28 protein-coding genes are annotated in these 25,783 nt (G+C 68.5%); 9 read left to right on the forward strand and 19 right to left on the reverse strand.

Annotation, left to right across the window (positions count from 1 at the left end):
• Positions 1 to 5: 5 nt before the first annotated feature.
• From ABIE51_RS05445 to ABIE51_RS05455, 3 genes are read right to left on the reverse strand one after another with little or no spacing between them, the layout of a single operon-like run.
• Entirely contained in the window at positions 6 to 581 is a 576-nt protein-coding gene (locus tag ABIE51_RS05445; RefSeq protein ID WP_192632502.1) for a nucleoside deaminase, read from the reverse strand.
• Positions 581 to 1,012 carry a hypothetical protein gene (locus ABIE51_RS05450; protein WP_192632503.1) on the reverse strand — a complete coding sequence of 144 codons (432 nt, stop codon included), beginning with the start codon at positions 1,010 to 1,012 and terminating at the stop codon, positions 581 to 583. Before ABIE51_RS05450 ends, ABIE51_RS05445 begins: the two co-directional genes overlap by 1 nt.
• A 17-nt stretch (positions 1,013 to 1,029) precedes the next feature.
• On the reverse strand, positions 1,030 to 2,796 hold the full coding sequence (locus tag ABIE51_RS05455; protein ID WP_192632504.1) for a glutamine--tRNA ligase/YqeY domain fusion protein: 1,767 nt from the start codon (positions 2,794 to 2,796) through the stop codon (positions 1,030 to 1,032).
• A 155-nt stretch (positions 2,797 to 2,951) separates the two neighbouring features.
• Here ABIE51_RS05455 and ABIE51_RS05460 point away from each other — a divergent pair, with 155 nt between their 5' ends.
• The 3 genes from ABIE51_RS05460 to ABIE51_RS05470 all read left to right on the forward strand — a co-directional run bounded on the left by ABIE51_RS05460 (position 2,952) and on the right by ABIE51_RS05470 (position 4,435).
• A complete protein-coding gene (locus ABIE51_RS05460; protein ID WP_192632505.1) occupies positions 2,952 to 3,227 on the forward strand; it encodes a putative signal transducing protein in 276 nt (91 codons plus the stop codon).
• A 47-nt stretch (positions 3,228 to 3,274) separates the two neighbouring features.
• Complete coding sequence (locus tag ABIE51_RS05465; protein WP_192632506.1) at positions 3,275 to 3,796, forward strand: adenine phosphoribosyltransferase; 522 nt, start codon at positions 3,275 to 3,277, stop codon at positions 3,794 to 3,796.
• 63 nt (positions 3,797 to 3,859) lie between these two features.
• A complete protein-coding gene (locus ABIE51_RS05470; RefSeq protein WP_192632507.1) occupies positions 3,860 to 4,435 on the forward strand; it encodes a hypothetical protein in 576 nt (191 codons plus the stop codon).
• Between the two features lie 14 nt (positions 4,436 to 4,449).
• Here the strand turns inward: ABIE51_RS05470 and ABIE51_RS05475 are convergent, their stop codons facing one another.
• From ABIE51_RS05475 to ahpC, 3 genes are all read right to left on the reverse strand, one after another.
• Positions 4,450 to 5,385, reverse strand: a complete 936-nt coding sequence (locus tag ABIE51_RS05475) for a LysR substrate-binding domain-containing protein (protein WP_115843597.1) — start codon at positions 5,383 to 5,385, stop codon at positions 4,450 to 4,452.
• A gap of 102 nt (positions 5,386 to 5,487) precedes the next feature.
• Positions 5,488 to 7,074: an alkyl hydroperoxide reductase subunit F gene (gene ahpF, locus ABIE51_RS05480; RefSeq protein ID WP_192632508.1), complete on the reverse strand. Its 1,587-nt coding sequence runs from the start codon at positions 7,072 to 7,074 to the stop codon at positions 5,488 to 5,490.
• Positions 7,075 to 7,282: 208 nt separating this feature from the next.
• Positions 7,283 to 7,846 carry an alkyl hydroperoxide reductase subunit C gene (ahpC, locus tag ABIE51_RS05485; RefSeq protein ID WP_192632509.1) on the reverse strand — a complete coding sequence of 188 codons (564 nt, stop codon included), beginning with the start codon at positions 7,844 to 7,846 and terminating at the stop codon, positions 7,283 to 7,285.
• Between the two features lie 255 nt (positions 7,847 to 8,101).
• On the opposite strand from ahpC, the gene prmC reads away from it, so the two are divergent.
• Positions 8,102 to 8,932: a peptide chain release factor N(5)-glutamine methyltransferase gene (gene prmC, locus ABIE51_RS05490; RefSeq protein ID WP_192632510.1), complete on the forward strand. Its 831-nt coding sequence runs from the start codon at positions 8,102 to 8,104 to the stop codon at positions 8,930 to 8,932.
• A 57-nt stretch (positions 8,933 to 8,989) separates the two neighbouring features.
• On the opposite strand, the gene ABIE51_RS05495 is transcribed toward prmC, so the two are convergent.
• A complete protein-coding gene (locus tag ABIE51_RS05495; protein WP_192632511.1) occupies positions 8,990 to 9,610 on the reverse strand; it encodes a hypothetical protein in 621 nt (206 codons plus the stop codon).
• Positions 9,611 to 9,772: 162 nt separating this feature from the next.
• Between ABIE51_RS05495 and pip the strand changes: the two genes are divergently transcribed.
• Both pip and ABIE51_RS05505 read left to right on the forward strand, forming a co-directional pair.
• Positions 9,773 to 10,717, forward strand: coding sequence for a prolyl aminopeptidase (gene pip / locus ABIE51_RS05500; RefSeq protein ID WP_192632512.1), 945 nt, complete (start codon positions 9,773 to 9,775; stop codon positions 10,715 to 10,717).
• A gap of 130 nt (positions 10,718 to 10,847) precedes the next feature.
• On the forward strand, positions 10,848 to 12,260 hold the full coding sequence (locus ABIE51_RS05505) for a sugar porter family MFS transporter (protein ID WP_192632513.1): 1,413 nt from the start codon (positions 10,848 to 10,850) through the stop codon (positions 12,258 to 12,260).
• Between the two features lie 49 nt (positions 12,261 to 12,309).
• Here the strand turns inward: ABIE51_RS05505 and ABIE51_RS05510 are convergent, their stop codons facing one another.
• Genes ABIE51_RS05510 through ABIE51_RS05520 form a run of 3 tightly spaced genes read right to left on the reverse strand, consistent with a single transcriptional unit; the run spans position 12,310 to position 14,430 of the window.
• The gene (locus ABIE51_RS05510; RefSeq protein ID WP_192632514.1) at positions 12,310 to 12,876 is read right to left on the reverse strand and encodes an NUDIX hydrolase; all 567 of its coding nucleotides are present in this window, start codon (positions 12,874 to 12,876) and stop codon (positions 12,310 to 12,312) included.
• Positions 12,877 to 12,913: 37 nt separating this feature from the next.
• On the reverse strand, positions 12,914 to 13,873 hold the full coding sequence (locus ABIE51_RS05515; protein WP_192632515.1) for a 5'-3' exonuclease H3TH domain-containing protein: 960 nt from the start codon (positions 13,871 to 13,873) through the stop codon (positions 12,914 to 12,916).
• On the reverse strand, positions 13,858 to 14,430 hold the full coding sequence (locus tag ABIE51_RS05520; protein ID WP_354504813.1) for a nitroreductase family protein: 573 nt from the start codon (positions 14,428 to 14,430) through the stop codon (positions 13,858 to 13,860). Before ABIE51_RS05520 ends, ABIE51_RS05515 begins: the two co-directional genes overlap by 16 nt.
• Positions 14,431 to 14,600: 170 nt before the next feature.
• On the opposite strand from ABIE51_RS05520, the gene ABIE51_RS05525 reads away from it, so the two are divergent.
• Positions 14,601 to 16,847, forward strand: a complete 2,247-nt coding sequence (locus tag ABIE51_RS05525; protein WP_354503609.1) for a DUF1631 family protein — start codon at positions 14,601 to 14,603, stop codon at positions 16,845 to 16,847.
• Between the two features lie 843 nt (positions 16,848 to 17,690).
• On the opposite strand, the gene ABIE51_RS05530 is transcribed toward ABIE51_RS05525, so the two are convergent.
• The 5 genes from ABIE51_RS05530 to ABIE51_RS05550 all read right to left on the reverse strand — a co-directional run bounded on the left by ABIE51_RS05530 (position 17,691) and on the right by ABIE51_RS05550 (position 20,856).
• Positions 17,691 to 18,833: an NAD(P) transhydrogenase subunit alpha gene (locus ABIE51_RS05530; protein WP_192632518.1), complete on the reverse strand. Its 1,143-nt coding sequence runs from the start codon at positions 18,831 to 18,833 to the stop codon at positions 17,691 to 17,693.
• A 149-nt stretch (positions 18,834 to 18,982) separates the two neighbouring features.
• The gene (locus ABIE51_RS05535; RefSeq protein ID WP_192632519.1) at positions 18,983 to 19,444 is read right to left on the reverse strand and encodes a DUF3106 domain-containing protein; all 462 of its coding nucleotides are present in this window, start codon (positions 19,442 to 19,444) and stop codon (positions 18,983 to 18,985) included.
• Position 19,445: 1 nt separating this feature from the next.
• Positions 19,446 to 19,838, reverse strand: coding sequence for a hypothetical protein (locus ABIE51_RS05540; protein WP_192632520.1), 393 nt, complete (start codon positions 19,836 to 19,838; stop codon positions 19,446 to 19,448).
• A 19-nt stretch (positions 19,839 to 19,857) separates the two neighbouring features.
• The gene (locus ABIE51_RS05545) at positions 19,858 to 20,373 is read right to left on the reverse strand and encodes an RNA polymerase sigma factor (protein WP_232338579.1); all 516 of its coding nucleotides are present in this window, start codon (positions 20,371 to 20,373) and stop codon (positions 19,858 to 19,860) included.
• 126 nt (positions 20,374 to 20,499) lie between these two features.
• Complete coding sequence (locus ABIE51_RS05550) at positions 20,500 to 20,856, reverse strand: hypothetical protein (RefSeq protein ID WP_354503612.1); 357 nt, start codon at positions 20,854 to 20,856, stop codon at positions 20,500 to 20,502.
• A gap of 130 nt (positions 20,857 to 20,986) precedes the next feature.
• On the opposite strand from ABIE51_RS05550, the gene ABIE51_RS05555 reads away from it, so the two are divergent.
• Positions 20,987 to 21,298, forward strand: a complete 312-nt coding sequence (locus ABIE51_RS05555; protein ID WP_192632521.1) for an NAD(P) transhydrogenase subunit alpha part 2 — start codon at positions 20,987 to 20,989, stop codon at positions 21,296 to 21,298.
• Positions 21,295 to 22,686, forward strand: a complete 1,392-nt coding sequence (locus tag ABIE51_RS05560; RefSeq protein ID WP_192632522.1) for an NAD(P)(+) transhydrogenase (Re/Si-specific) subunit beta — start codon at positions 21,295 to 21,297, stop codon at positions 22,684 to 22,686. Before ABIE51_RS05555 ends, ABIE51_RS05560 begins: the two co-directional genes overlap by 4 nt.
• A gap of 254 nt (positions 22,687 to 22,940) precedes the next feature.
• Here the strand turns inward: ABIE51_RS05560 and ABIE51_RS05565 are convergent, their stop codons facing one another.
• The 4 genes from ABIE51_RS05565 to ABIE51_RS05580 all read right to left on the reverse strand — a co-directional run bounded on the left by ABIE51_RS05565 (position 22,941) and on the right by ABIE51_RS05580 (position 25,670).
• Positions 22,941 to 23,423: a hypothetical protein gene (locus ABIE51_RS05565; RefSeq protein WP_192632523.1), complete on the reverse strand. Its 483-nt coding sequence runs from the start codon at positions 23,421 to 23,423 to the stop codon at positions 22,941 to 22,943.
• Positions 23,424 to 23,520: 97 nt separating this feature from the next.
• Complete coding sequence (locus ABIE51_RS05570) at positions 23,521 to 24,042, reverse strand: hypothetical protein (protein WP_192632524.1); 522 nt, start codon at positions 24,040 to 24,042, stop codon at positions 23,521 to 23,523.
• Positions 24,030 to 24,869, reverse strand: coding sequence for a helix-turn-helix transcriptional regulator (locus tag ABIE51_RS05575; RefSeq protein ID WP_192632525.1), 840 nt, complete (start codon positions 24,867 to 24,869; stop codon positions 24,030 to 24,032). Before ABIE51_RS05575 ends, ABIE51_RS05570 begins: the two co-directional genes overlap by 13 nt.
• Before the next feature lie 285 nt (positions 24,870 to 25,154).
• Positions 25,155 to 25,670, reverse strand: coding sequence for a hypothetical protein (locus tag ABIE51_RS05580; RefSeq protein WP_147298660.1), 516 nt, complete (start codon positions 25,668 to 25,670; stop codon positions 25,155 to 25,157).
• Positions 25,671 to 25,783 lie beyond the last annotated feature (113 nt).

The raw sequence follows: 25,783 nt of genomic DNA on the forward strand, positions 1-25,783 counted from the left end.
GTGCGTCAGTAGCGCTCGCCGCCGGACTCGCCGTACGCGCGAAGCACGTCGCGTGCGAGGTCGCGATGCACGTCGCGCACGACTTCGATCCCGCGGCGTTCGAGTTCGCCGATCCAGTCGGCCGGCAGCGGGCCTTCGTCGAATTCGGTGAGCGTTTCGACGTCCTCGCTGCGCGCGCCGATGACCAGGCGATCGACGCCGGCCCAGATCGTCGCGCCATAGCATTGGCAGCACGGCTGCGACGAGGTCGCCAACGTGATGGGGCCGAGGCGCTCGCCGATCGCGTCCTCGTTCAGGCGTGCGCGCTGCGTGCGCTGCTGGGCGAGCATGTACGCCATCGTTTCGGCGTGCGCGAGCGAGCACGTGTGCGGCAGCACGCGGTTCACGCCGACGGAGATGATGTGCTCGTCCGGTCCGAACACCGCCGCGCCGAACGGCCCGCCGCTTCCGGCCTCGATGTTCATGCGCGACAGCGCGATGGCGAGTTCGACCTTGGCGGCATCGCCGACGTACAGGCGCTGCGTATCGACCGACTCGTGCACCCATGCCGGCAGCGTGAGATGAACCTGCGCGTAGAGCATCAGTGCACCGCTTCCGCTTCGGCGATCTTGTCCTTGCACTGGCCCTGCTCGCACGTGCAGCCCTCGATGGCCTTGAAGCCGCACATCGCCATCATCCCCTTGCGCGCGCACTCGGCCTTGACGCCTTCCGGATCGGTCGGGCTGTTCGCGTTGACGCATGCGGGCTTGGCGCCGCAGCAGTTGCCGACGTTCTTCACCGCGCAATCGGCGTCGGTCTTGCAGCTGAAATCGAGCTTGACGGGCGTGCCGGCCGGCTCGGCCTGGCGCTTCTTCGGCGCGGGCTCGGGGGCACGTGCGCGCGTTGGCTGGGGCGCGGCGGACTGCGCCGCATCCGCTGCAGGCGTGGCAGCGATCGCGTTCTCCGAATGCGGCGCGCACGCGGCGAGCGCGAGCAGGGACGAAACCAGCAGTGCGGTCAGCAGGCGGCGCATGGCGTGCTCCTTGTCGATCAGCCCTTCGTGGTCCAGGTGTCGCGCAGCGTGACGCTGCGGTTGAACACCGGCGCGTCGCTGCGGTGATCGAAGCGGTCGGCCACGAAGTAGCCGATGCGCTCGAACTGGAACGACTGCTCCGGGTTCGCGTTCGCCGCCGCCGGTTCGACGTAGCCGGTGACGGTGCGACGCGAGTCGGGGTTCAGGTAATCCTTGTACGTCTTGCCGCCTTCGTCGTTGTCCGGATCGGGCACGAGGAACAGGCGGTCGTACAGGCGCACTTCGGCCTTCACCGCGTGCTTCGCGCTCACCCAGTGGATCGTGCCCTTGATCTTGCGATCTGCGCCGGCCATGCCGGGGCGCGATTCGGGATCGAGTTCGCCGCGGATCTCCACGACCGTATCGCCGTCCTTGATCACTTCATCGCAGCGGAAGATGCCGGCGCCGCGCAGGCGCACTTCGCCGCCCGGGATCAGGCGCTTGAAGCCCTTCGGCGGCACTTCCTCGAAGTCCTCGCGTTCGATCCACAACTCGTTGGAGAACGGAACGCTGCGCGTGCCGGCGCTCTCGTCCTTGGGATGGTTCGGGAACGTCAGCGATTCCTCGTGCGTCGCCGGCAGGTTGGTGATGACCAGCTTCAGCGGATCGATCACTGTCATGCGGCGCTGCGCCGCGGCGTCGAGGTCGTCGCGCAGCGCGCCTTCCAGGATGGAGATGTCGAGCAGCGAGTTCTGCTTGCTGATGCCGACGCGGTCGACCATCAGGCGCAGCGCGCTCGGCGTGTAGCCGCGGCGGCGGATGCCCTGCAGCGTCGGCATGCGCGGATCGTCCCAGCCATCGACCAGACCTTCGTTCACCAGCGCCAGCAGCTTGCGCTTGCTCATCACCAGGTAGTTGAAGTTCAGGCGCGAGAACTCGATCTGGCGCGGCTTGCTGGCTTCCTTCGGGTAGCCCTTCGACAGCACCGGTTCGAGCAGGTCCGGCGAATTCGCCAGGTCCACCTTGTCCACGCACCAGTCGTACAGCGGGCGATGGTCCTCGAATTCCAGCGTGCACAGCGAATGCGTGATGCCTTCGACCGCGTCGCTGAGCGAGTGCGCGAAGTCGTACATCGGGTAGATCGGCCACTCGCGGCCGGTGTTCTGGTGCTCTACGTGCTTGATGCGGTACAGCGCGGGATCGCGCAGGTTCATGTTGCCGCTGGCCATGTCGATCTTCGCCCGCAGCGTGCGCGTGCCGTCCGGGAACTCGCCGGCGCGCATGCGGCGGAAAAGATCAAGGTTTTCCTCGACGCTGCGGTTGCGGAACGGCGACTCGCGCCCCGGCTCGGTCAGGGTGCCGCGGTATTCACGCACCTGTTCCGGCGTGAGGTCGCACACGAACGCGTCGCCCTGGCGGATCAGCTTCTCGCCGGCGAGGTAGAGGACGCCGAAGTAGTCCGAGGCGTGGCGCAGGTCGTGCCACTCGAAGCCGAGCCAGCGCACGTCGTCCTGGATCGCGCGGACGTACTCGGGGTCTTCCTTCACCGGGTTCGTGTCGTCCAGGCGCAGGTTGCAGTCTCCGCCGAACTCCGCCGCGATGCCGAAGTCCAGGCAGATCGCCTTGGCATGACCGATGTGCAGGTAGCCGTTGGGCTCGGGCGGGAAACGCGTGCGGATCGCCTGGTGCTTGCCGCTGGCCAGGTCCTCGCGAACGATCTGCCGGATGAAGTCCTGCTTCGCGGGTGCGGCGGACTCGGGGGCGGACGGATTGGCGGGAGCGGCGTGGTGGGGCGTAGCGGACATGCTTGAAGCCAGGCGGGGAAGACCGGCAAGTTTAGCCGGTGCGGCCGGTCCCCGCCGTCATCCCCGTTGTGGCGCGCGGCCACCGCTTCGGCGTGTTCAGGCCGGGCGTATGCTGTCGGCGAGCCTCTACGAAGGCCGCTGCCGGGAGCATCGCCATGAAAATCGTCTACCAAGCCGCGAACCTGATCGACGCGCACCTGGTGCGGCACGCGCTGGAAGCCGAGGAAATCCCCGTCTTCCTGCAGGGCGAGGCGCTGACCGGCGGGATGGGCGAGCTGCCGCTGTTCGGGACCATCCTGGTCTGCGTGCCCGACGTCGTCTGGCCGCAGGCGAAGGACATCGTCGACACGCTCCCGCTGAACCAGCCGGTCGAAGCGCTTCCGGACGACGACGAAGCCCCGGACGCGTCACAGGGCTGGCTTCCGGCCTGAACGGCGCTTTCCGGTATCGTGACCGGCCGTTTCATGGGCCCCGCGCCATGTCCTTCGATTTCGATTCGCTCATCCGCGCCGTCGCCGACTTCCCAAAGCCCGGCGTGACCTTCCGCGACGTCACCCCGCTGCTGGCCGACGCCGGCGGTTTCGCGCGCTGCATCGACGCGATGGCCGAGCCGTGGCAGGGCAGCGAAGTGCAGGCGGTGTGCGGGATCGAGTCGCGCGGTTTCATCTTCGGCGCGGCGCTTGCGCAGAAGCTGCATGCCGGCTTCGTACCGCTGCGCAAGCCGGGCAAGCTCCCGCCGCCGCTGGTCGAGGTGGATTACGCGCTGGAATACGGCACCGACCGGCTGCAGGCGCGCAACGACGCGCTGCGCCCGGGCGAGCGCACGCTGATCGTGGACGACGTGCTCGCCACCGGCGGCACGCTGGCGGCCGCGCGCGAGCTGGTCGGCAAGCTCGGCGCGAACCTCGTCGGCGCGAGCGTGTTGATCGAACTGGACGCGCTGGGCGGCCGTTCGCGCTGGCCGCAGGGCGTGCCGCTGCAGTCGCTGCTGCACTACTGATCCTTCGCGGCGCGCCGGCATCGCGCGCCACGACATGCCAGTCCACCTTGCGAGGTCGGGCCGATGGACGCTTTCAATTACCTGTCGGTGATGGTGTCCATGGTGCTCGGACTGGGCCTGACGCAGCTGTTCGCGGGCATCGGCAACATGGTGCAGGTGCGCTGTCGCGTGAAGTTCTACTGGCTGCACGCGATCTGGCTGGTGCTGATGATCGGCCTGCACATCCAGATGTGGTGGTCGTTCTGGATGATGCGCGGCGTCGCCGAATGGACCTACACCGGCTTCGCGTTCGTGCTGCTCGGCCCGGCCACGCTGGTGATCGCCAGCCACGTGCTGCTGCCGGAACTCGTCGACGGCACCATCGACGTGGAACGCCACTACTACGACACGCGCACCGTCTTCTTCGGCCTGCTGGCAGCAGCCGGCGCGTGGGCGCTGGTGCTGGAATCGGCGATGGGTCTGCGCTCGCTGATCGTGCCGTTCCGCCTCGTGCAGGTGCTCGGCATCGGCCTGATGATCTGGTGCGCGTGGACGACGAACCGGCGCGTCCACGCCGGATGCACGTTGCTGGTCATCGTCATGCTGGTGAGCACGACGCTGCTCACGCGTTACCGGCTGGGGCAGACGCAGATGGAGTGATCAGGCGTGGCTGATCAGAGCCGGCTGTCCTGCGACGGCGCCGGTTGAGGCGGGCGCAGCAGTTGCTCGGGCAACTTGCGGAATTCGGCGGCCAGCTGCATCAGGAAGTCGCCCATGGCCGAGCTGCGGCGCCACACCATCGCGATCTGCCGGTGCGGCGGCTGGCCGCGGAAACGCAGCAGGTGGATGTCGGGGGAGGACGGCACCGGAGGCTGCACCGCGAGCACCGGCAGCAGCGTGATGCCGACGCCGGCGGCGACCATTTGCCGCAGCGTTTCCAGGCTGGTCGCGCGGAAGCCGTCGCGTTCGTCGGCGCCCGCCATGTGGCAGACGTCCAGCGCCTGGTCGCGCAGGCAGTGGCCTTCCTCGAGCAGCAGCAGGTGCTGGTGGTCGAGGTCGCCCAGTTCGAGCGAATCGTGTTCGGCCATCGAGTGCTGTTGCGGCACCGCCAGCACGAAGGGCTCGTCGAACAGCACTTCCACGTGCAGCTGGTCGTCGTGGATCGGCAAGGCGAGCAGGCCCGCGTCGAGCCGCCCGTCGCGCAGGCGCTGCAGGATCTGGTCGGTCTTCTCTTCGATCAGCAGCAGTTCCAGGCGCGGGAAACGCTGGCGCAGCCGCGGCACGACGTGCGGCAGCAGGTAGGGACCGAGCGTGGGGAACAGGCCCAGGCGAACAGTGCCCGCTTCGGGATCCTGGCTGCGGCGCGCGATCTCCGCCATCTGCTCCACGTCGGCGATGACCTTGCGCGCGCGTTCGGCGACTTCGCGCCCGACCGGCGTGAGCATCACGCGACGCGGTGCGCGTTCGACGAGTGCGACGCCGAGTTCGTCCTCGAGCTTCTTGATCTGGGTCGACAGCGTCGGCTGGCTGACGAAGCTGGCCGCGGCGGCGCGACCGAAATGCTTGTGGTCGGCCAGGGCCACCAGGTACTTGAGATCGCGCAGGTTCAAGGCGGGTCCCTCGCGTCGGAGACTGCGTGGATGCTGCGTGGTAGGCGAAGCATCGGCCTCGCGCCGCTCCCCCGCAAGCAGGGGAGCGGCGCGGCCGGTTCCTTATGCCGCGGCGGCGGTGGCCTGCGCCGGTGCGCTGGTGCGGATCAGGTGGTCGAAGGCGCTCAGCGCGGCCTTCGAGCCTTCACCCATCGCGATGACGATCTGCTTGAACGGCGTGGTCGTGGCGTCGCCGGCGGCGAACACGCCCGGCACCGACGTGCGGCCGTGCGAATCGACCTCGATTTCGCCGCGCGGCGACAGCGCCACGGCGCCCTTCAGCCATTCGGTGTTCGGCAACAGGCCGATCTGCACGAAGATGCCTTCCAGGTCGACCTGGATCGGGTCGCCCGAAACGCGGTCCTTGTAAATCAGGCCGGTCACCTTCTGGCCGTCGCCGAGCACTTCGGTCGTCTGCCCGTTGGTGATGACCGTGACGTTCGCCAGCGAACGCAGCTTGCGCTGCAGCACCTCGTCGGCGCGCAGCTGGCCGTCGAACTCGATCAGCGTGACGTGCGAAACGATGCCCGCCAGGTCGATCGCGGCCTCGACGCCCGAGTTGCCGCCGCCGATCACCGCCACGCGCTTGCCCTTGAACAGCGGGCCGTCGCAGTGCGGGCAGTACGCCACGCCCTTGTTGCGGTATTCCTGCTCGCCCGGCACGTTCATCTGGCGCCAGCGCGCACCGGTCGACAGCACCACGCTGCGCGACTTCAGCGACGCACCGTTCTCCAGCTGCACTTCGATCAGGCCGCCCGGCTCGCTCGCCGGAATCAGCTTGCTCGCGCGCTGCAGGTTCATGATGTCGACGTCGTACTCGCGCACGTGCTGTTCGAGCGCGGACGCGAGCTTGGGACCTTCGGTGTAGGTGACGGAGATGAAGTTCTCGATCGCCATCGTGTCCAGCACCTGGCCGCCGAAGCGCTCGGCCGCCACGCCCGTGCGGATGCCCTTGCGCGCGGCGTAGATCGCCGCCGCGGCGCCGGCCGGACCGCCGCCGATCACGAGCACGTCGAACGCGTCCTTGGCCTTGATCTTCTCGGCATCGCGCGTCGATGCGCCGGTGTCGAGCTTGGCCATGATCTGTTCGATCGTCATGCGGCCCTGGTCGAACGGCTGGCCGTTGAGCAGCACCGTCGGCACCGACATGATCTGGCGCTGCTCGACCTCGTCCTGGAACAGCGCGCCGTCGATGGCGACGTGGTGGATGTTGGGGTTGATCACGCTCATGAGATTCAGCGCCTGCACGGTGTCCGGGCAGTTCTGGCACGAGAGCGAGAAATAGGTTTCGAAGTGGTATTCGCCTTCCAGGTCGCGCACCTGCTCCAGCAGCTCCGGCGCGGCCTTGGACGGATGCCCGCCGACCTGCAGCAGGGCGAGCACGAGCGAGGTGAACTCGTGGCCCATCGGAATGCCGGCAAAGCTCACGCCCACGTCCGTGCCGGCGCGGTTGATCGCGAAGGACGGGCGGCGCGCATCGTCGTCGCGGCGCGAATAGGAAATCCTGTCCGAGAGTGCGGCGATGTCCCGCAGCAGGCCTTCCAGCTCGCGCGACTTGTCGCCGTCATCGAGCGAGGCGACGAGCTCGATCGGCTGCGTGACCTTTTCGAGGTAGGCCTTCAACTGGGTCTTGAGATCGGCGTCCAACATGCGATGACTCCAATGTGTTTCGTGGGGATGAACGCCGCGAGCGCCCGGGTGGAGGGAGGGAGAGAACCCGGGCGTCGCGACATTCGAAAAGAGAGAGGTCGCCTGGCGACCGGCGCGCCTCCGTGCGGGAGGCGGTGGAGCAGGGCGGGGCCGGTTGCGGCCCGCCCCGTCCGTGCCGCGCCCTGCGATCAGGGCGCGGCGTGGGTCGTCAGATCTTGCCGACCAGGTCCAGCGACGGCTTCAGGGTCTGCTCGCCTTCCTTCCACTTGGCCGGGCAGACCTCGCCCGGATGCGCGGCGACGTACTGGGCGGCCTTGACCTTGCGCAGCAGCTCGCCCGCGTCGCGGCCGATGCCACCGGCGTTGATCTCGACCAGCTGGATCTTGCCTTCCGGATCGATCACGAACGTGCCGCGATCGGCCAGGCCGGCTTCTTCGATCATCACGCCGAAGTTGCGGGTGATGACGCCCGTCGGGTCGCCGACCAGCGGGTACTGGATCTTCTTGATCGTGTCGGAGGTGTCGTGCCACGCCTTGTGGGTGAAGTGGGTGTCGGTCGACACGCCGTAAATCTCGACGCCCAGCTTCTGGAAGTCGGCGTAGTTGTCGGCGAGGTCGCCCAGCTCGGTCGGGCAGACGAAGGTGAAGTCGGCCGGGTAGAAGAACACGACGGACCACTTGCCCTTCAGGTCGGCATTGGTGACTTCAATGAACTCACCGGCCTTATAGGCGGTGGCCTTGAACGGCAGGACTTCGGTGTTGATCAGCGACATAGGAGGTTCCTTTGGCTGGGTGGGTGAGGGGTAAAAACCAGTGCGGACAGGGTAAGCAGACCAATCCAATCCATCAAGTTGATTGATGAAATTGATTCAATAGGCATTGACTATTGAATTGGTTCAACGATAGAAGCCGCTCCTATTCGACATGCGGGGCGCCGCCGGCCGTCGCAAGGCTCCCCGGCGGGCGCGGCGGCACGCGAAAATGGCCAGATGCATGAATCCCCTCCAACAGGCGTCGAGCCTCCCCGGATGACGGTCGGCCGGCTGCTGGCCGAGGCCGCCGCCCGCTTGCCCGGCGACGAAGCCCTCCCCGAAGCCGAACGCCTGCTCGCCCACGTGCTCGGCGTCGGGCCGACGTGGCTGTACACGCATCGCGACGACGCCCCTTCAGCTGCCCATGTCGCCGAATTCAACCGCCTGATCGACCGCCGGCTGGCCGGTGAGCCGGTCGCGTACCTGATCGGCCACCGCGGCTTCTGGCGCTTCGACCTGGCGGTGACCCCGGCGACGCTGATCCCGCGGCCGGAAACCGAGCGCCTGGTCGAACTCGCCCTCGACCGACTGCCGGAAGGCGTGCCGCTGCGCGTGGCCGACCTCGGCACGGGTACCGGCGCCATCGCCCTGGCGATCGCGTTCGACCGTCCGCTGGCGCAGGTCGTGGCGACCGACGCCAGCGCGGAGGCGCTCGTCGTCGCAAGGGCCAATGCGCAGGCGCTGGGGCTGTCGCGCGTGGACTTTCGCGAAGGCGACTGGCTCGCGCCGCTGGCGGGCGAGCGCTTCGACCTGATCGCAAGCAACCCGCCGTACATCGCCAACGACGACGTGCATCTGGGGCAGGGCGATCTTCGCTTCGAACCGGCGAGCGCGTTGGCTTCGGGTGCGGACGGGCTCGACGACATCCGGCGCATCGCTGCGGCAGCGCCGACGCATCTGCTGGAAGGCGGCTGGTTGCTGGTGGAGCACGGGTGGGATCAGGGCAACGCCGTTCGCGAGGTGTTCGCGCGCGCAGGCTTGGAGGCAGTCGAGACGGTGCAGGACTGGGAACATCGCGATCGCGTCACGCTCGGGCGACGTCGCTGACGACGCCAACGAGAAAGCCCGCCGGAGCGGGCTTGGTCGTACCGATCGCGAAGGCGATCAGAAGCTGGCGCGAACGCCGATGTTGTACGTATCGCTGCCGTCGGCCAGCGTCAGGCTGCTGTGCAGGCCCCAGGTCGAGTTGAAGGCATAGACCACGCCGAAGTCGGCGAAGTAGTTGCCTTCGTAGCCGTGATCGTAGTCCTCGTAGCCCAGGTAGGCGTTTGCGGTGAGCTGGTCGGTCACGCGCCCCATGATGCCGGTGCTGATCTTGCCACCCTTGTAGTTCACGCTTGCGTTGCAGTCCGGGCACACGTCGTGGTGCACGCGGGCGCTGATGTCGTTGTCGACGTAGGCGATCTGCGACACCCAGTCGGCGCGCGAGCCGATGGCGGTGTTCATGCCGACGCCCAGCGACCAGGCTTCCGACTTGACGTGCACGCGCGCGTCGGAGAACCAGTCGTTGTATGCGTCGGTGACCTTGCCGTAGCTGGCCGTGCCGAACACGTTGTCGTTGAACGAGTACGAGCCGCTCAGCGTGCCGCCGTTGAGATACGGACCGCTTGCATCCTGGTAGGTGTAGTCGAGCTGGGCGTAGTCGTAGCCGATGCCGTTGGATTCGCTGGCGTTGGCGAGGAAGGGAGCGGCGGCGAGCGCCACGGCGAGGAGGGACTTCTTCACGGGTGTTTCCTTGTGGGGGCTTCCCGGCGGTCGCCGGGGCGCGCAGTAAACCCGCGGCGTTTCGCAGTCCACATCGGACGGTTCTTAAAAATTCGTTCGCCGAGAAAAGGTCGTCGGCTCGTGCGCGCTAGAATTTCGCCACTCATTTGGCGAGACCCCGCGATGCGCACGCTTTACCCCGAGATCGAACCCTTCGACACCGGCACGCTCAAGGTCGACGACCGGCACATGCTGTACTACGAGCAGTGCGGCAATCCCGACGGCAAGCCCGTCGTGCTGCTGCACGGCGGTCCGGGCGCGGGCTGCAGCGCGAAGATGCGGCGTTTCCACGATCCGGCGCGCTACCGCATCGTGCTGTTCGACCAGCGCGGCAGCGGGCGCTCGACGCCGCACGCCGACCTGGTCGACAACACCACGTGGGACCTGGTCGCCGACATCGAACGCCTGCGCGGCAAGCTCGGCATCGACACGTGGCAGGTGTTCGGCGGGTCGTGGGGCTCCACGCTCGCGCTCGCCTACGCGCAGGCGCATCCGCAGCGCGTGACCGAACTGGTGCTGCGCGGCATCTTCATGCTGCGTCGCTGGGAACTGGAGTGGTTCTACCAGGAAGGCGCCTCGCGCCTGTTCCCCGATGCCTGGGAGCACTACCTGTCGGCGATTCCGGTCGTCGAGCGCCACGATCTCATCAGCGCGTTCCATCGCCGCCTGACCTCTCCGGACGAAGCCACGCGACTGGCCGCCGCCAAGGCATGGAGCGTGTGGGAAGGCGCGACGAGCTTCCTGCACGTCGATCCGGATTTCGCGGCGAGCCATGAGGATCCGCAGTTCGCGCTCGCGTTCGCGCGTATCGAAAACCACTACTTCGTCAACAGCGGATTTTTCGAAGTCGACGATCAGTTGCTCCGCGACGCGCATCGCATCGCGGACATCCCGGGCGTGATCGTGCATGGCCGCTACGACGTCGTGTGCCCGGTCGCCAACGCTTGGGACCTGAAAAAAGCGTGGCCGAAAGCGGACCTGGAGATCACTCCGGCATCCGGGCACTCCGCGTTCGAAGCGGAAAACGTCGATGCCCTGGTGCGCGCCACCGACCGCTTCGCCCGCTGACTTTTTCTGAAAGCCCGGGGCCGGAACGCCCGGCCCCGGCGACTGCATACGTATTCAAGCCTTCCGCTGCGCGCGCGGCCACGCACAATCGGCCGCGCACGGCGCCCATCGTGGGCGCTCCGGAGAGACGATGGATACGACGATGCAAGCGCAGCAGCACGCCACTTCGCGCGTGGTGCTGGTTTCCCTGGCCGCTGCGATGGGCGGCTTTTTGTTCGGCTTCGATTCGGCGGTGATCAACGGCGCGGTCGATGCGGTCCGCGGCGGCTTCGCGCTGGACGCGGCGCGCATCGGTTTCGCGGTGTCGTGCGCGTTGCTCGGCGCGGCGCTGGGCGCGTGGTACGCCGGGCCCGTCGCCGACCGCTGGGGCCGCGTGCGCACGATGCAGGTGGCGGCGGTGTTGCTGTTCGCCAGCGCGCTGGGCTCGGGGCTGGTCGTCGGGTTGTGGGACCTCATCGCGTGGCGTTTCGTCGGCGGCGTCGGCATCGGCGTGGCGTCGGTGATCGCGCCGGCGTACATCGCCGAAGTCTCGCCGGCGCACGTGCGCGGGCGACTGGGTTCGCTGCAGCAGCTGGCGATCGTGCTCGGCATCTTCGCGGCGCTGCTCAGCGATGCCTGGATCGCCGGCGTGGCCGGCGGCGCGTCCAAGCCCGCGTGGCTGGGTATGGAAGCGTGGCGCTGGATGTTCCTGGTCGCCACGGTGCCGGCGCTGATCTACGGCACGCTGGTGCTCGGCGTTCCCGAATCCCCACGTCACCTGGTCGCGAAGGGTCGCATCGACGAAGCGCGCGACGTGCTGCGCCAGATGCTGGCGCTGCCGAACGGCCCGGCGCTCGAGGCCAAGCTGCACGACATCCAGCGCAGCCTCGCCAGCGAAGTGCGCCCGCGTCTGCGTGATCTGCGCGGCCAGCGCCTGGGCCTGCTGCCCATCGTGTGGGTCGGCATCGCGCTGTCGGTGTTCCAGCAGGCAGTCGGCATCAACGTGATCTTCTACTACAGCTCCACGCTGTGGCATTCGGTCGGTTTCAGCGAATCCGATGCCTTCACCATCACCGTCGTGACCTCGGTCGTGAACGTGCTGGTGACGCTGCTGGCCATCGCGCTGGTCGACAAGGTCGGCCGCAAACCGCTGCTGGTCGTCGGTTCGGTCGGCATGACGGTGACGCTGGGCCTGATGGCGCTGTGCTTCGCGCAGGCCAGCGGCGACGGCGCGTCGCTGTCGTTGCCGCAGCCCTGGAACATGGTCGCGCTGGTGTCGGCGAACGCCTACGTCGTGTTCTTCGGCCTGAGCTGGGGACCGATGGTGTGGGTGCTGCTCGGCGAGATGTTCCCCAACCGCATCCGCGCGATCGCGCTCGCGGTGGCGGCATCGGCGCAATGGCTGGCGAATTTCGCCATCACGGTGAGCTTCCCGAAGCTGGCGGAAATCGGCCTGAGTTTCGCCTACGGTCTGTACGCGACGTTCGCGCTGCTCTCGCTGGTGTTCGTGCTGAAGGCCGTGCGCGAAACGCGCGGCGTCGAACTGGAAGACATGCAGGGCTGAGCGCCATGCATCGCTCCCTCTCCCCCGACGGGAGAGGGAGGGTTCCGGGTCAGTCGGCCGGCGTGCCGTCCGGGTTGTGTTCGAGCATCCACAGCCCGGCCCAGAGCTTGAGGTCCAGTTCGTAGCCTTCGCGCCGTTTCTGCATGAGCCACGCCGGCGCCTGCGCGCGCGGCACTTCATGGACGGTGATGTTCTCGTTGTCCACGCCGCCGCCCGCGCCGACACGCGTCAATCCGCGCGCACGCACGAAGGCGATGCGCTCGCTGCTCATGCCGGCGGAGGTCGGGCCGACCAGCAGCACTTCCAGCCGCTGCGCCGACCAGCCGGTTTCCTCGATGAGCTCGCGACCGGCGGCGGCTTCCAGCGTATCGGTGTCGTGGTTGTCGCCGACCAGGCCCGCGGGCATCTCGATCGTCGGCGCGCCCAGCGGGACGCGGAACTGTTCGACGAACAGCAGCTTGTCGTCCGGGGTGACGGCGATGACGATCACCGCCATGCCTTCGCCGGTGGTGCGTTCGACGTACTCCCAGCGACCGCGCCGCAGCATGCGCAGCCATGGGCCTTCGTACAGGGTTTCCACGGGGGCGTCGTCGTGTCCGGTGGGCTTTGCGTTCATGCGGTGCGGGTGCTCGTTGCGATTGCGTCCGATCCTATTACGAGGCCTGTGACGGGGCGAAGTCGAGGCCGGCGGACTGGTAGAGGCGGCGACGCGTCATCGGGCCGAAGCGCAGCGAATCGCACAGCGAACCCAGGATCGCCGCGTCCGCACTGCCACGCGTGAAGTGCAGCGAGGTTTCGCCCAGCGGCGCATCCAGCGCGATCGTCGTCAGCTGACGACACAACAGTGCCTGTTCGCGATGCAGACGCAGCTTCGCCGCGGTGGACGCCGCGCCGCGCAGGCGCAGGAACGGCACTTCCTCCACGCGCTCCAGCAGGGCATCGAGCGAGCCGAAATGCCCCAGCAGCGCCGCCGCGGTCTTCGACCCGATGCCGGGCACGCCGGGGATGTTGTCGACCGCGTCTCCGGTGAGCGCCAGGTAGTCGGCGATCTGATGCGCGAGCACGCCATGGCGCTCGGGCACGCCGGCCGCACCCCAGCGCTGGCCCTTCGCGAAATCCCACTGCTCGTCGTGGTCGCCCAGCAGCTGCGAGAGGTCCTTGTCGGCCGAGACGATGACAGAACGGAACCCGTGCGCACGCGAGGCCGCGACGGCGCTGCCGATCAGGTCGTCGGCCTCGTACTCGCCGTGTGCGAGCACCGCCAGGCCCAGCGCCGCGCACAGCGTGCGGCAGTGGACGAACTGGCGTCGCAGCTCTTCCGGCGCCGATTCGCGGTTGGCCTTGTAGGCGGGATAGATCGCGTTGCGGAAACACGAATCCAGCGCCTCGTCGAACGCGATGGCGATGTGCTGCGGCCGCGCGCGGTCGAGCAGTTCCAGCAGGAAGCGCGCGAAGCCGTGCACGGCGTTGGTCGGCCAGCCGTCGGTGTCGTGGAACTCGTTGGGCATCGAGTGCCAGGCGCGGAACACGTACATGCTCGCATCGACCAGGTACAGCGTCCCGCTGGCCGCCGTGGCGGACGGAGCGACGGGCGCGCTCACGACGGCGTCCATTCGGTCAGCAGGTCGCGCGGATCGGGGCGCTCGCGCTCGGGCGCGTCGAGCTTCGGCGTGCCGATGTGGATGTAGCCGACCACGCGCTCGTGTTCACCCAGGCCCAGCCACCGGTCGACCTGCTCGTCGTAGGCGAGCCAGCCGGTCAGCCAGATCCCGCCAAAGCCCAGCGCCTGGGCGGCCTGGAGGAGGGCGAAGCAGACGCACGAGGCGGTCGAGAACCGCTCGGATTCAGGAATCTTTTCGTCCGGACCGAACTGCCCGATCACCGCCACGACCAGCGGCGCGTGCGAGAATCGGCTGCGGTCCTTCTCGAACACCGCCTCGCTGGCCCCCGGGTCGCGCTCGCGGCTGCGGGCGGCCAGGCGCTCGCCGAACGCGTGCCGGGCTTCGCCCCGGAAGCTCAGGAACCGGAAGGGCACCCGCTTGCCGTGGTCGGGCACGCGGACGGCCGACTGGAGCATGCGCAGGAGGGTGTCGGGATCGGGGGCGGGCTCGCCGAGCTGCTTCGGCGGGACCGACCGGCGGGCATCCAGCCCGGCCAGGGCCAGGTCGATTTTTTTTTTTTTTTTTTTTGCCGAGGGTCAGAAGTGTTTAGCGACATCAGTCACAATTATCTAATGTGGGCCTGCAAGACGGTGTCGTATCTTGCCACTATGCGCCGGGGAACTGCCGGGAATCGGCAGATTCGGCCCACGTTCCGCTTCATGTAACAGGGGACATCGAAGTGTCCGGCTACCCGCACGGCGTCGCTCAAGCCACGCGTACCGATCCCTTGCGCGTGCTCGAGGAGATCAAGCGTTTGTCCCTGGAGGTCCTCGGCGGCCTGCCGGGCACGCTGTATGGCCCGGTGGAAGATGCCCTGAAGGTCGCCTCGCTCAAGGGCGACGGCAAGTCCAATCATTACGAGGAACAGGCGGCGTTGTGGGTGCTGCGCCAGCACCAGGCATCGCACGTCATGAAGTACCGCCAGCAGATCGCGCAGGCCTTCGACGATTTCCGCGCCCTGCGCATCCGCAGCGGCGGCGACGTCACGCTGCGGCTGCTCGACGAACAGCAACTGGAATACGAACTGGCCAGCGGCCGGCTCAACGAATCGCTGGTCGCCCGTTTCGCCCGTCCGCTGGATACGTTGCAGAGCCGCCTGCAGGCGCTCTCCGAATCCCTGCGCGTGCCGGCCGGGCTGAACCCGATCGGTCCGGAGCGCCTGGTCACGGCGTTCTCGCAGACGCTGCAGGACGCGCAGGTGCCCGACACGCTGCGCGGTCGCCTGTTCCGCCATTACGAGACCGAGCTGATCCGCCTGCTCGGCGATCTGTATGCGCGCGTCAACGCGCTGCTGGGCAGCTCGGGTTACGGCGCGCCGGTCGCGCCGCGTCCGCCGGAAGAGTTGCGTCGCGGTGGCGATGCTGGCGCGCCCGCCGGTGGCTACGGCGGTTACGGTGCGCAGGACGGTTTCGGCGCGGGCGGTGGCGGTTACGGCGCCGGCCCGGGCATGGTCGGCGAGCCGACCGGCCGCTCGTCCGGCCCGCCGATGTCGCAGCAGGACATTGCCGCGATGGCGCAGGAACTCGCGCAGCTGCGCAGCCAGCTGCACGCGTGGCGCGATTCGATCTCGCGCGGCGACGTCGCCACCGGCGGCGGCCACGCGCCCGAGCGTCCCGTCATGCAGCGTCGCGAGATGCGCGTGGACGAAATCCTCAACGTCGCATCGCTCCTCCAGGCCGAGCCGCCGGACGCGTTCGCACGCGCGCTGGCCGTGACCGGTCGCCTGGGCGAAACCATCCGCGACCATCTGCAGGACGGCGCGCGCCGCCTCGGCCTCAACCCCGACCAGGCCTGCTTCAGTCCGGAAGAGGAAGATGCGATCGACCTGGTCGCGATGCTCTTCGACTCGCTGTTCCGCCACAACGCGCTGCAGGACCGTGCGCGCCGCCTGTATGCGCGCCTGGTGCTGCCGTACGTGAAGGTCGCGCTGACCGACAACGCCGTGTTCGTGAAGCGCGAACACCCCGCGCGCCGGCTGCTCGACGCGATCACCGAGGCCTGCGAGGGCAACGACGGCGAAACGCCGCAGGATCGCGAGCTGCTCGACCGCGCCACCGAGATTTCGCAGCGTATCGTCGCCGACTACAACGAAGACCTCGCGGTATTCGAACTGGCGCACGCCGAACTCGATGCCGTGCTGGCGCAGCAGCGCCGCCGCTTCGAGCTGCAGGAACAGCGCGCCGCCAAGGCCACCTACGGCCGTGAGCGCCTTGGCGCTGCGCGCGCGCAGGCCGAGTCGACCCTGACGCAGGCGGTGGCGGATTTCCTTGCCATGCCGTGGCGCCACCACGTCGTGCAGACGTTGTTGCGCGAGAACTCCGACCAGCGCCGCCACGCCGAGGCCATCGCGCTCGGCGACGCGCTGGTGATGGCCGACCGCCTCGCCGGCGAGGGCCGCGGCCGCGAACTGGCCGACCAGTTGCTCGCGCTGCAGCCGGCGATCATCGATTGCCTGGCCAGCTCCGGCCTCGACGACAGCGCCGCCCAGCACGGCATGGCCGGCCTGGTGCGCGCACTGGCGACGCCGGATACGCCGCGCCGCCACGTGCCGGTATCGCCGGAGTCCATGCCCGAGGACGACGCGGGCGAAGCCGAGCGTCGCCTGTGGCTGGTCGGTGATGCCGACGGCGTGCGCCACGACCCGTTGCTGGCCGAGCGCATGAGCACGCTGGAAGTGGGCGACTGGTTGCGCCTGACCAACGTCGAAGGCGAGAGCACGGCGGTGAAGGTCGCCTGGCTGAGCCCGCTCACCTCACGCTACCTGCTGGTGAACCGCCGCGGCCTGCGCGTGCTGGTCGCCTCGGCCGAGGAACTGGCCGCACTGGCCGGTGCCGGTCGCCTTACGATCGGCGCGGAGCGCACGGCGTTCGACGAGGCGATGCGACAGGTGAAGCGCCATCTGGACAGGGCGTCGGCGACGCGCTGAGTTCGCCGGCTTCCGGCGAGCGGTTTGCTCGGCCGATCGCCGTCATCGTCTTCCGGCGAACGCCGACCCAAGCCCGTCGAGAATGGGCACTCCATCGCGGTGAGCCGCACTACCGTCATCCCGGCGAAGGCCGGGACCCAGGCCGTACGGCCGGGCACTCCGGCAGCGGTGAGCCACATCACCGTAATCCCGGCGAAAGCCGGGACCCAGGCCCGTAACGTCGGGCACTCCGACGGCGGTGAACCACTTCACCGTCATCCCGGCGAAAGCCGGGATCCAGGCCCGTAGCGAATGGGCACTCCGAGGACGGCGAACCACGTCACCGTCACTCCAGCGAAAGCTGGAATCCATTTTGCCGTTGCCGTTGCTCATTACCGCGAAGGCGGGCCGTTTGTGGGCCGCCGAATGGCGGCACCATCCATGGGCTTACCACGCTTTCTCGGTAGTCAGGCAAAGCAAAGAAGAATCACCAGCAAGCTTCCGATCGCCTGCGGCGCTCGGGTCACTTTTCTTTGCTCGCACAAAGAAAAGTAACCCAAAGAAAGTGCGTACAAGTCCAACCCAGTCCTACGACCGGAAAGCAAAAAGGGCGCGTTCGCGATTCGCCATCCATGGCTCAGCGCTCACCGCCGCACATCCTGTGCGGCGCCCTTCGGGGCTCGCAACGAACAGGCTGTTCGACAGCAACAGCAACAGCAACAGCAACAGCAACAACGGCAGCGAAACAGCGAGATAGCGAGTCGGCGAAGCAGCAAGAACAGCGACGCACCTCGGTCTAGGCGGCGCCGCCAGATCGGTGATGTTTCGATTCGGCGCCGAACGCGACGGTTCGACGCAGCGCTCCTACGTAGCCGCAGCCGCAGCCGCCACCGGTGCTACGACCCGCTCCGGCCATACCGTTTTCGCCAGCAATTCGTCGTCCCAATCGAAGGCAAGCCGTCCTTCGCGCGATGCCTCTTCGGTGACGAACAGGCTTACGAAATTGAGGACGTTGCGTGCATACATTTCGCTGGCGTGCACGGCGCCCATGCTGGCGAGGTTGAGCGGACCTGCGATGGTGACGCCGCCGCTGTCGACGGTTTCGCCGGGACGGGTGAGTTCGCAGTTGCCGCCGGTTTCGGCGGCGAGGTCGACGATCACGCTCCCCGGACGCATGCCGGCGACCATCGCGGCGGTGATGATCTTCGGCGCCGGGCGGCCCGGGACCGCGGCGGTGCAGACGATGACGTCGACGTTCTTGAGGTGTTCGGCCAGGCGACGCTGCTGTTCGGCGCGCTCCTCGTCGGTGAGCGCGCGCGCGTAGCCGCCTTCGCCCGCCGCGCTGACGCCGAGATCCAGGAAGCGGCCACCCAGCGATTCGATCTGCTCGCGCGTTTCCGGGCGCACGTCGAAGCCTTCGACCTGCGCGCCAAGGCGCTTGGCGGTGGCGATCGCCTGCAAGCCGGCGACGCCCGCACCGACGATCAGCACCTTCGACGGCCGGATCGTGCCCGCCGCGGTGGTGAGCATCGGGAAGAAACGCGGCGCGAGCTGCGCGGCGATCAGCACCGCCTTGTAACCGGCCATGCCGGCCTGCGAACTGAGCACGTCCATCGCCTGCGCGCGCGTCGTGCGCGGGAGGCGTTCGAGCGGAAAGGCGAGCAGGTGGCGTGCGTTGATCGCTTCGCCCCGCGCGGCATCGGCTTGCGGCGCGAGCAGGCCGACGAGTGCGGCGCCATCGCGCAGGCCCATCAACGTCGCCGATGACGGCGGCTGCACGCACAGCACCAGGTCGACATCCCGCAGTGCGGTATCGGCATCGTCGACGAGTTCTGCGCCCGCATCGGCGTATGCATCATCGGTAAAGGCGGCCTGCCGGCCTGCGCCGCGCTGCACGCGCACCTTCGCGCCGCGGCCGACAAGTTTCTTGCAGGTTTCGGGCGTCAGCGCGACGCGGCGCTCGCCGCTTGCGGTTTCGCTTGCCACGCCAATGGTGATGCCCGCCATCGCTGCTCCCCGTCCCGGTTGTTTCCGCATCGTAGCGGAAGGCCCGGCGGGGCGGGGAAGGCTGGGCTGTCAGATGGATCGCAGGCGGTGCGGGCCTGGGTCCCGGCTTTCGCCGGGATGACATCGGTTCGGAAGGCAGCGCGGCCGGATCAATCGCGATCGCGCGGCGGCGGGCCGGGCGGCATGTCGGCCGGGGCGGGGTTGGCCTGCACCCACGCCTTGCGTTCCTCGGGGGACATCGCGCGCCACTTCGCCTTGAGGTCCCGACGCTGCGCGTCGTCGAGCGTGCGCATCTTCGCGAACAGCGCACGCGTCTGCTCACGCTGCTCGGGGCTCATGCTTTCCCAGCGCTGCATGCCGTGGCGCGCGCGCTTGCGCTGCTCGGGCGTCATCTGTTGCCAGCGCTGGGCGCGTTCGAGCATGCGCGCGCGTTCGTCGGGCTGCGTGTTCCAGCGGTCGCGGATCGGCGCCATCAACGTCTCGCGCTGCGCCGGCGTCAGCTGTTCCCACGCCGGCAGCGGCTTGGCGGGAGTGGTCGGCGGATCGGCCGCGAGCACCGGCGCGCTGGCGATCAGCAGTGCGAAGGCGAGGGAAGTCAGGGCGTTGCGCATGTCACGGCTCCAGGGAAGGTACGGCGTCGTCGTTCGACGCCAGCCAGAGGTAGAGATCGGGGTTCTCGTCGAGCGCGGCGAGGGCCGTGTCGGCGTCGAAGGACGTGGCATTGGCCGGCGTGCCGGTCGTCGCCACCAGCGGCGGCGCCGATGCCGTGGGCGTGGGTGCCTGCGCCGGACGCAACTGCAGGCCGATCGCGACGGCGAACACCGCCGCCAGGCCGCTGCCCAGTACCCAGGTGAAGCCGCGTCGCGGCTCGCGTTCGCCCGTCGGGCGCGCGGCCGCGTGGCGCGCCACGCGCAGGCGTGCGCGCGTCGCGGAAGACACCTGCGAGACCGCCTGCGCGTGCAGGTCGCGCATGGCGTTGTCGAAGCGGTCGTCGGAAGTGTTCATCGTGTCGTCTCGCGGGATGTCATCGCCAATCCTCCAATTGCCGCTGCAGCGCTTCGCGCGCACGCGACAGATGGGTCTTCACCGCGCCTTCGCTGCAACCCATCGCCCGCGCGGTCGTGGCGACGTCGAGTTCTTCCAGCACGCGCAGCGTGAACGCCTCGCGCTGCCGGGCCGGCAAGGTCGCCAACGCATCGGCGAGCTTGCCGTAGGCCTCGCGGCCCTCATGCGCACGCGAGGGATCGGGCGCGTCGTCGGCCCAGTCGATCGCACTTTCCTCGCGCTCCGGCGCCGGCATCAGCCAGCGCAGGCGGAACGTGCGGCGACGCTGCACGTCGATGATGCGGCTGCGCAGGATGCTCCAGAACAGCGGCGTCCATTCCGCCGCCGGGCGCTCGCGGTAGGCGAGCATCTTCATCATCGCGTCCTGCACCGCATCGAGCGCGTCATCGCGATTGCGCAGGCCGAGTTCGGCGAAGCGGAACGCCCGCGTGCCGATGCCGGCGAGGAATTCCTCCAGCGACGCGGGCAGCCGCACCGGGGCCGCTTCGTCTTCGGACGAAACGGCTTCGGCGGCGCCACGGGCGTGCGCGTCGGCCGCCGACAGCGGCGGCAGGTCGTCTTCGATCTCGCGATTCACGCGTCGGAGCATACGGGGTCGGCGTCAATGGCCGTGCCAACGGTCCCAGCGGCGCTCGACGCGATCGCCGCGACGATCCCATCGCGCGTCGGCCAGGTCACCGCGGCGGTCCAGGCGTTGATCGATCCGGTCGCCCTTGCGGTCCAGGCGCACGGCGTTGTTCCCGTGCCCGAGTGCGGCCTGGCGATCGGCGCGCAGATCGAGGCGATGGTCGATGCGGTCGCCCTTTCGGTCCAGGCGCGCGTCGATGCGATCGCCATGCCGGTCGAACCGGCGATCGGCGCGATCGCCGAAGTCCCCGGCGCTAGCCGCCGACACGGCGCCCAGCGCGCACACGCCCAATACCGCCATCAGCACACGACTGCGCAATGCGTGGTTCATGGGTTTCCTCCGGTGGGCCCGGTCGGGCCTTGCGGAGGGGGAAACGCCCCGGATCCGGCCCGGTTGACACGACTGGCGCCGCATTCATCCGCCGGTTATGATGCGGAAGACAACTCGATGGGGATGATCGATGGGCGACGGGTTCGTGGCTTTGTACATCTTCATGCTGGCGGCCATCGCCGGCCACGTGATCATCTCGCGCGTGCCGGTCATCCTGCACACGCCGCTGATGTCGGGTTCCAACTTCATCCACGGCATCGTGCTGATCGGCGCGATGGTGGTGCTCGGGCACGCCGACACCACGCTGGAGAAGGTCATCGGCTTCGTCGCGGTACTGCTGGGCGCCGGCAACGCGGCTGGCGGTTACGTCGTCACCGAGCGGATGCTCGACATGTTCAAGACCAGCCGGAAGCCGGCCGGCACGTCCGGGGACAAGGCATGAGCGCGCTCGCCTGGGTCGCGTCCGCCAGCTACTTCGTCGCCGCCACGCTCTTCCTGCTGGGCCTGCAGCGCATGGCGTCGCCGGTGACCGCGCGCAGCGGCATCCGGTGGGCGGGGCTGGGCATGGTGATCGCCACCGTCGCCACCTTCCTGCTGCCGGGGCTGCACAACCTGCCGCTGATCGTGACCGCGCTGGTGATCGGCACGGCGGCCGCGTGGATCTCCGGCAAGAAGGTCGCCATCACGGACATGCCGCAGATGGTCGCGCTCTACAACGGCATGGGCGGCGGCTCGGCGGCGGCGATCGGCGCGGTCGAGCTGCTGCGGTTTTCCGCGCTCGGTCAGGCGCCGTCGAGGACGGCACTGGTGCTGGCCGTCATCGGCGCGGCGATCGGCGCGATCTCGCTGTCGGGTTCGATCATCGCGTGGGCCAAGCTCGACGGACGGCTCGACAAGCGCGTGGTGTTCCCGGGGCAGCAGCTGTTCAACCTCGCGGTGTTCGTCGCGATGCTCGTGCTCGGCGGCATCGTCGTGCAGTCGCTGAGTGTGCCGGCGATCATCGGTTTCTTCGTCCTCGCGCTCGCGCTGGGCGTGCTGATGACGTTGCCCATCGGCGGCGCCGACATGCCGGTGGTGATCTCGCTCTACAACGCGCTCACCGGCCTCGCGGTGGCGTTCGAAGGCTACGTGCTGGGCAACGAGGCGCTCATCATCGCCGGCACCATGGTCGGCGCGGCCGGTACGCTGCTCACGCAGCTGATGGCCAAGGCGATGAACCGTCCGATCCGCAACGTGCTGTTCGGCAGCTTCGGCGGTGGCGGGCAGGCACAGGACATCAGCGGTTCGCAGAAGCCCATCGAAGCCGGCGACGTCGCCGCGATGATGGCCTACGCCGAGCGCGTGGTGATCGTGCCCGGCTACGGCATGGCCGTGGCGCAGGCGCAGCACAAGATCTGGGAACTCACGCAGAAGCTGATGGAGCGCGGGGTGAAGGTGAAGTTCGCCATCCATCCCGTCGCCGGCCGCATGCCGGGCCACATGAACGTGCTGCTCGCCGAAGCCGGCGTGCCGTACGACCTCATCGCCGACATGGACGACATCAACCCCGAGTTCCCCAATACCGACGTGTCGCTGGTGATCGGCGCGAACGACGTGGTGAACCCGGTGGCCAAGACCGATCCGGCCTCACCGATCTACGGCATGCCGATCCTGGACGTCGCCAATTCGAAGAACACCATCGTGATCAAGCGCGGCAAGGGCACGGGTTTCGCGGGCATCGAGAACGCGCTGTTCTACCAGGACAACACGCGCATGCTCTACGGCGACGGCGCGGAAATGGCCAGCGCGCTGGTGAGCGAGTTGAAGGCGCTGGATGGGGGCGGGCACTGAGGTGCAGGACGGGCGGCGATCCTTCGCTCGTCATTCCCGCGAAGGCGGGCTCGCGCTCCACTTCGGCGAAGCCGAACATCCATGGACTTTTCACGCTTCACCGGTGAGCGTCGAAAGCACGAACGCGCGCGCCGGAAGCCGAATGCCGTCGGCAAAACATGTAACGTCCCTGGATTCCCGCCTTCGCGGGAATGACGAGCAGGAGCAAACGCTCCCGCTCGCCATGTACGTATCGGCACCCGCAGCGCAACGCGTCACCGCGCCCCGCAGATCTCCCCGTTGACGAACGTCTCCACCGTTCCGCCGGTCTTGTGCCCGCTGACGAAGAAATGGCCCGTCGCGCCGGCGAAGTCGCCGGTGCCCGACACGATCTGCTGGTACGCCGTCACCACGCCTTCGCTGCCGCGGGTGGTCACGCCGGTTTCGCGAGCCGTGATGTTGCCGCGGCCGGTGCGGTATTCGAACGGGCCGCTGTAGATGAGGAAGTTCGGCGAGGTCGACGGGCTCGTCGACACCGCGCTGTCGGCGGCGAAATGCGTGGTGCCGCGCAGGCCGTGGTTGCCGTCGACCTCGCCGAGGAAGCAGCTGGTCAGACCGGGATTGCAGCCTTGGGACGACTGGATCTCGTCGAGGTCGGCGTGGATCTTCTTGCATCCATCGCCGCCGGCGAGAACCGGCGTGGTGGCGAGCACAAGCGAAACGGCGAGGACGAGCAGGGCAGGCTTCACAACGTTCATGTCGAAACTCCATGCGTGTGCGGGCCGCAGCGCGCAGTGCGGCGCCGCGCGTGCTCCCTGCGGGCGCGCGAGCGAAGGTGGAGCGCGATTGGGTGCGTCAGATCGCCGGCCCGGCGAATACCGGCGAAGGCGATGTTCGCGACGATCGCCAGCGGCCATCCCAGCCGCGGCGCGCGAACCACGCGCATGGCCAGCCCACGAGCACGACGTGCGCGATCACGCTGCACACCGTCCACGACATCGGCAGCGCACCGCCGCGCGGCGATGCCGAAAGCGGCACGACGACGAAATTCATGAAGGCGTACAGCACCAGGCCGTACAGCGCGCCGTAACGCCACGGGCGATCGCGCAGCGGTGGGACGTCGCGCGCGGCGAACGCGTACGCCACGCCCATCGCGGCGGCGATCAGGTAATGCAGCGACAGTCCGAGCATCGCCGTCGGCCAGCCGCCGGTGAAGGCCGCACGTCCCAGCGCGCCCGCGGCGATGCTCTGGAAGATGCGCTGCGCCGGCACGTCGCGCAGTGCCCAGAAGCTGGTGGCGTAGAGGATGTCGAGCGTCCCGGCGAGCAGCCCGCCCAGCACGCCCCACGCGAGCGCGCGTGCCGTCATGCCGCGCATGCGTCGGCCTCCCGGCGCGCCTGCGTCGCGGTCATGCCGAAGGCGTGCTTGAACGCGCGGCAGAACGCGCTCTGGCTTTCGAAGCCGAGCCGGTGCGTGATCGTCGCCACCGGCATGTCGGTTTCGCGCACCAGCTCCCACGCGCGTGCTTGGCGAAGCCGCGTGAAGTAATCGCTCGGCGTTTCGCCGAACACCGCGCGATGCAGCCGGATCAGGTGGCCCGGCGAGTAATGCGCGCGCGAGGCGAGCCACGGCACGTCGATGCTCGCGTCATCGTCGGCTTCGACATGGCACTGCATGAGGTGCCGAAGATTGAGCAAGCGCAGCAGCGCCTGGCGGCGATGCGCGAGCGTGCGTCCGCGACAGCGCGGCAGGCATGCGGCGACGTCGCGCTGGCGGGCGATCAACGCGGAGACCAGCAGCGCGAGCGCATCGTCGTCGCGCGCGAGGGCTTCCGTTGCCTCGTGCATGCCGTCGCCCGGATTGCCGCGCCACGGCAGCGGCTCTTCGTCGTGGGCCGAGCTGGCGAACGCGGCGTTCCACACGGTCGGCGCGGCGACGAGCGCGAGCCAGCGCGATTCGTGCGAGGCCTGCACGTTCAGCGCGCCCGCGCGCCACAGCTGGCCTTCGCCGCCGAAAAGCGTCCAGTGCGCGTCCTGCGCCTGCATCGAAAGTCGACCGCGCATCGGAAGCCACAGCGACGGCCAATGCGCCGGAAGTTGCAGCGTGGCCGCACCGCGTCCGGCGATGACATGCCAGCTATCGGCGGTGAGCGCATCGCCATGCGGCGGAAGCGAGAACGGCGGGACGTAGCGATGCAGCGTCATGTCGTCATTCCGGTCGGCGCATCGCGCCATTGGCTCCACGCTAGTCGCGCGTGCGATGCGTTTGGAGAACCAATCCACCACGGGGCGAAGGAGCCATTCGCGCGGTCGACGCATAACGAAGCCGCCGGCCCCGCAGCCGGTGAATGCGTGGATCCAGCTCGTGTCGCGCTCTTTAGCTCGGGTAAGGCCGAGGGCTGCACCCGGGAAGAGGTATCCGCAAGCAGCAGGCGAACCCGGATGCGCTTCGCTTATCCGGGATACAAACGCATCGCGTTGCGAGGCGCTTTAGCGCATCCCGTACCAGCGGCGCGACATCCACGCGGCGGGAATGCCGATCAGCACCATGTGCGCCAGCAGGCAGGCGAGGTACCAATCGGGGATGAAGCGCTTGGGCGGTGCCGCCGAGAACAGCGGCACGACGATCAGGTGAAGCAGCACGAACCACGCCGCGCCATACAGGGCGCCGAGCAGGATCGGGCGTTCGCGCAGCACGCGGTGCTCGCGCGCGGCGGCGTGGTAGATCGCAACGATCGCCGACATCAGCACGAAGTAGAGCGCCGCACCGGCGAAGGCGGTCGCGGCTCCGCCGCCGAAAGCCGCCTCGCGGCCGACGATCCATGCCCAGACCGACTGCAGGATGCGCGCCGGCGGGGTGTCGGACTGCGCCCACCAGGCCATCGCGAACAGCATGTCCGCGCTGCCGACAGCCAGGCCGCCCAGGGCAATCCAGGCCCACAGGGCCGGACGCGAGGACGCCGCGCGGACGCGGGACGGGGCGAACGGGCGGGCACTGGCTTTCATCGACGCACTCCGGCGGGCGAATGGCCCTATGAGGCCGCGCGCAAGTGGCACTGGCAAGGGCCAATTCAGGGGGGTTGAATGGGGCCATTCGACCGACGCCACATTCATCCGGA

Source organism: Lysobacter sp. OAE881 (assembly GCF_040546665.1).
Classification (GTDB): Bacteria; Pseudomonadota; Gammaproteobacteria; order Xanthomonadales; family Xanthomonadaceae; genus Lysobacter_J; species Lysobacter_J soli.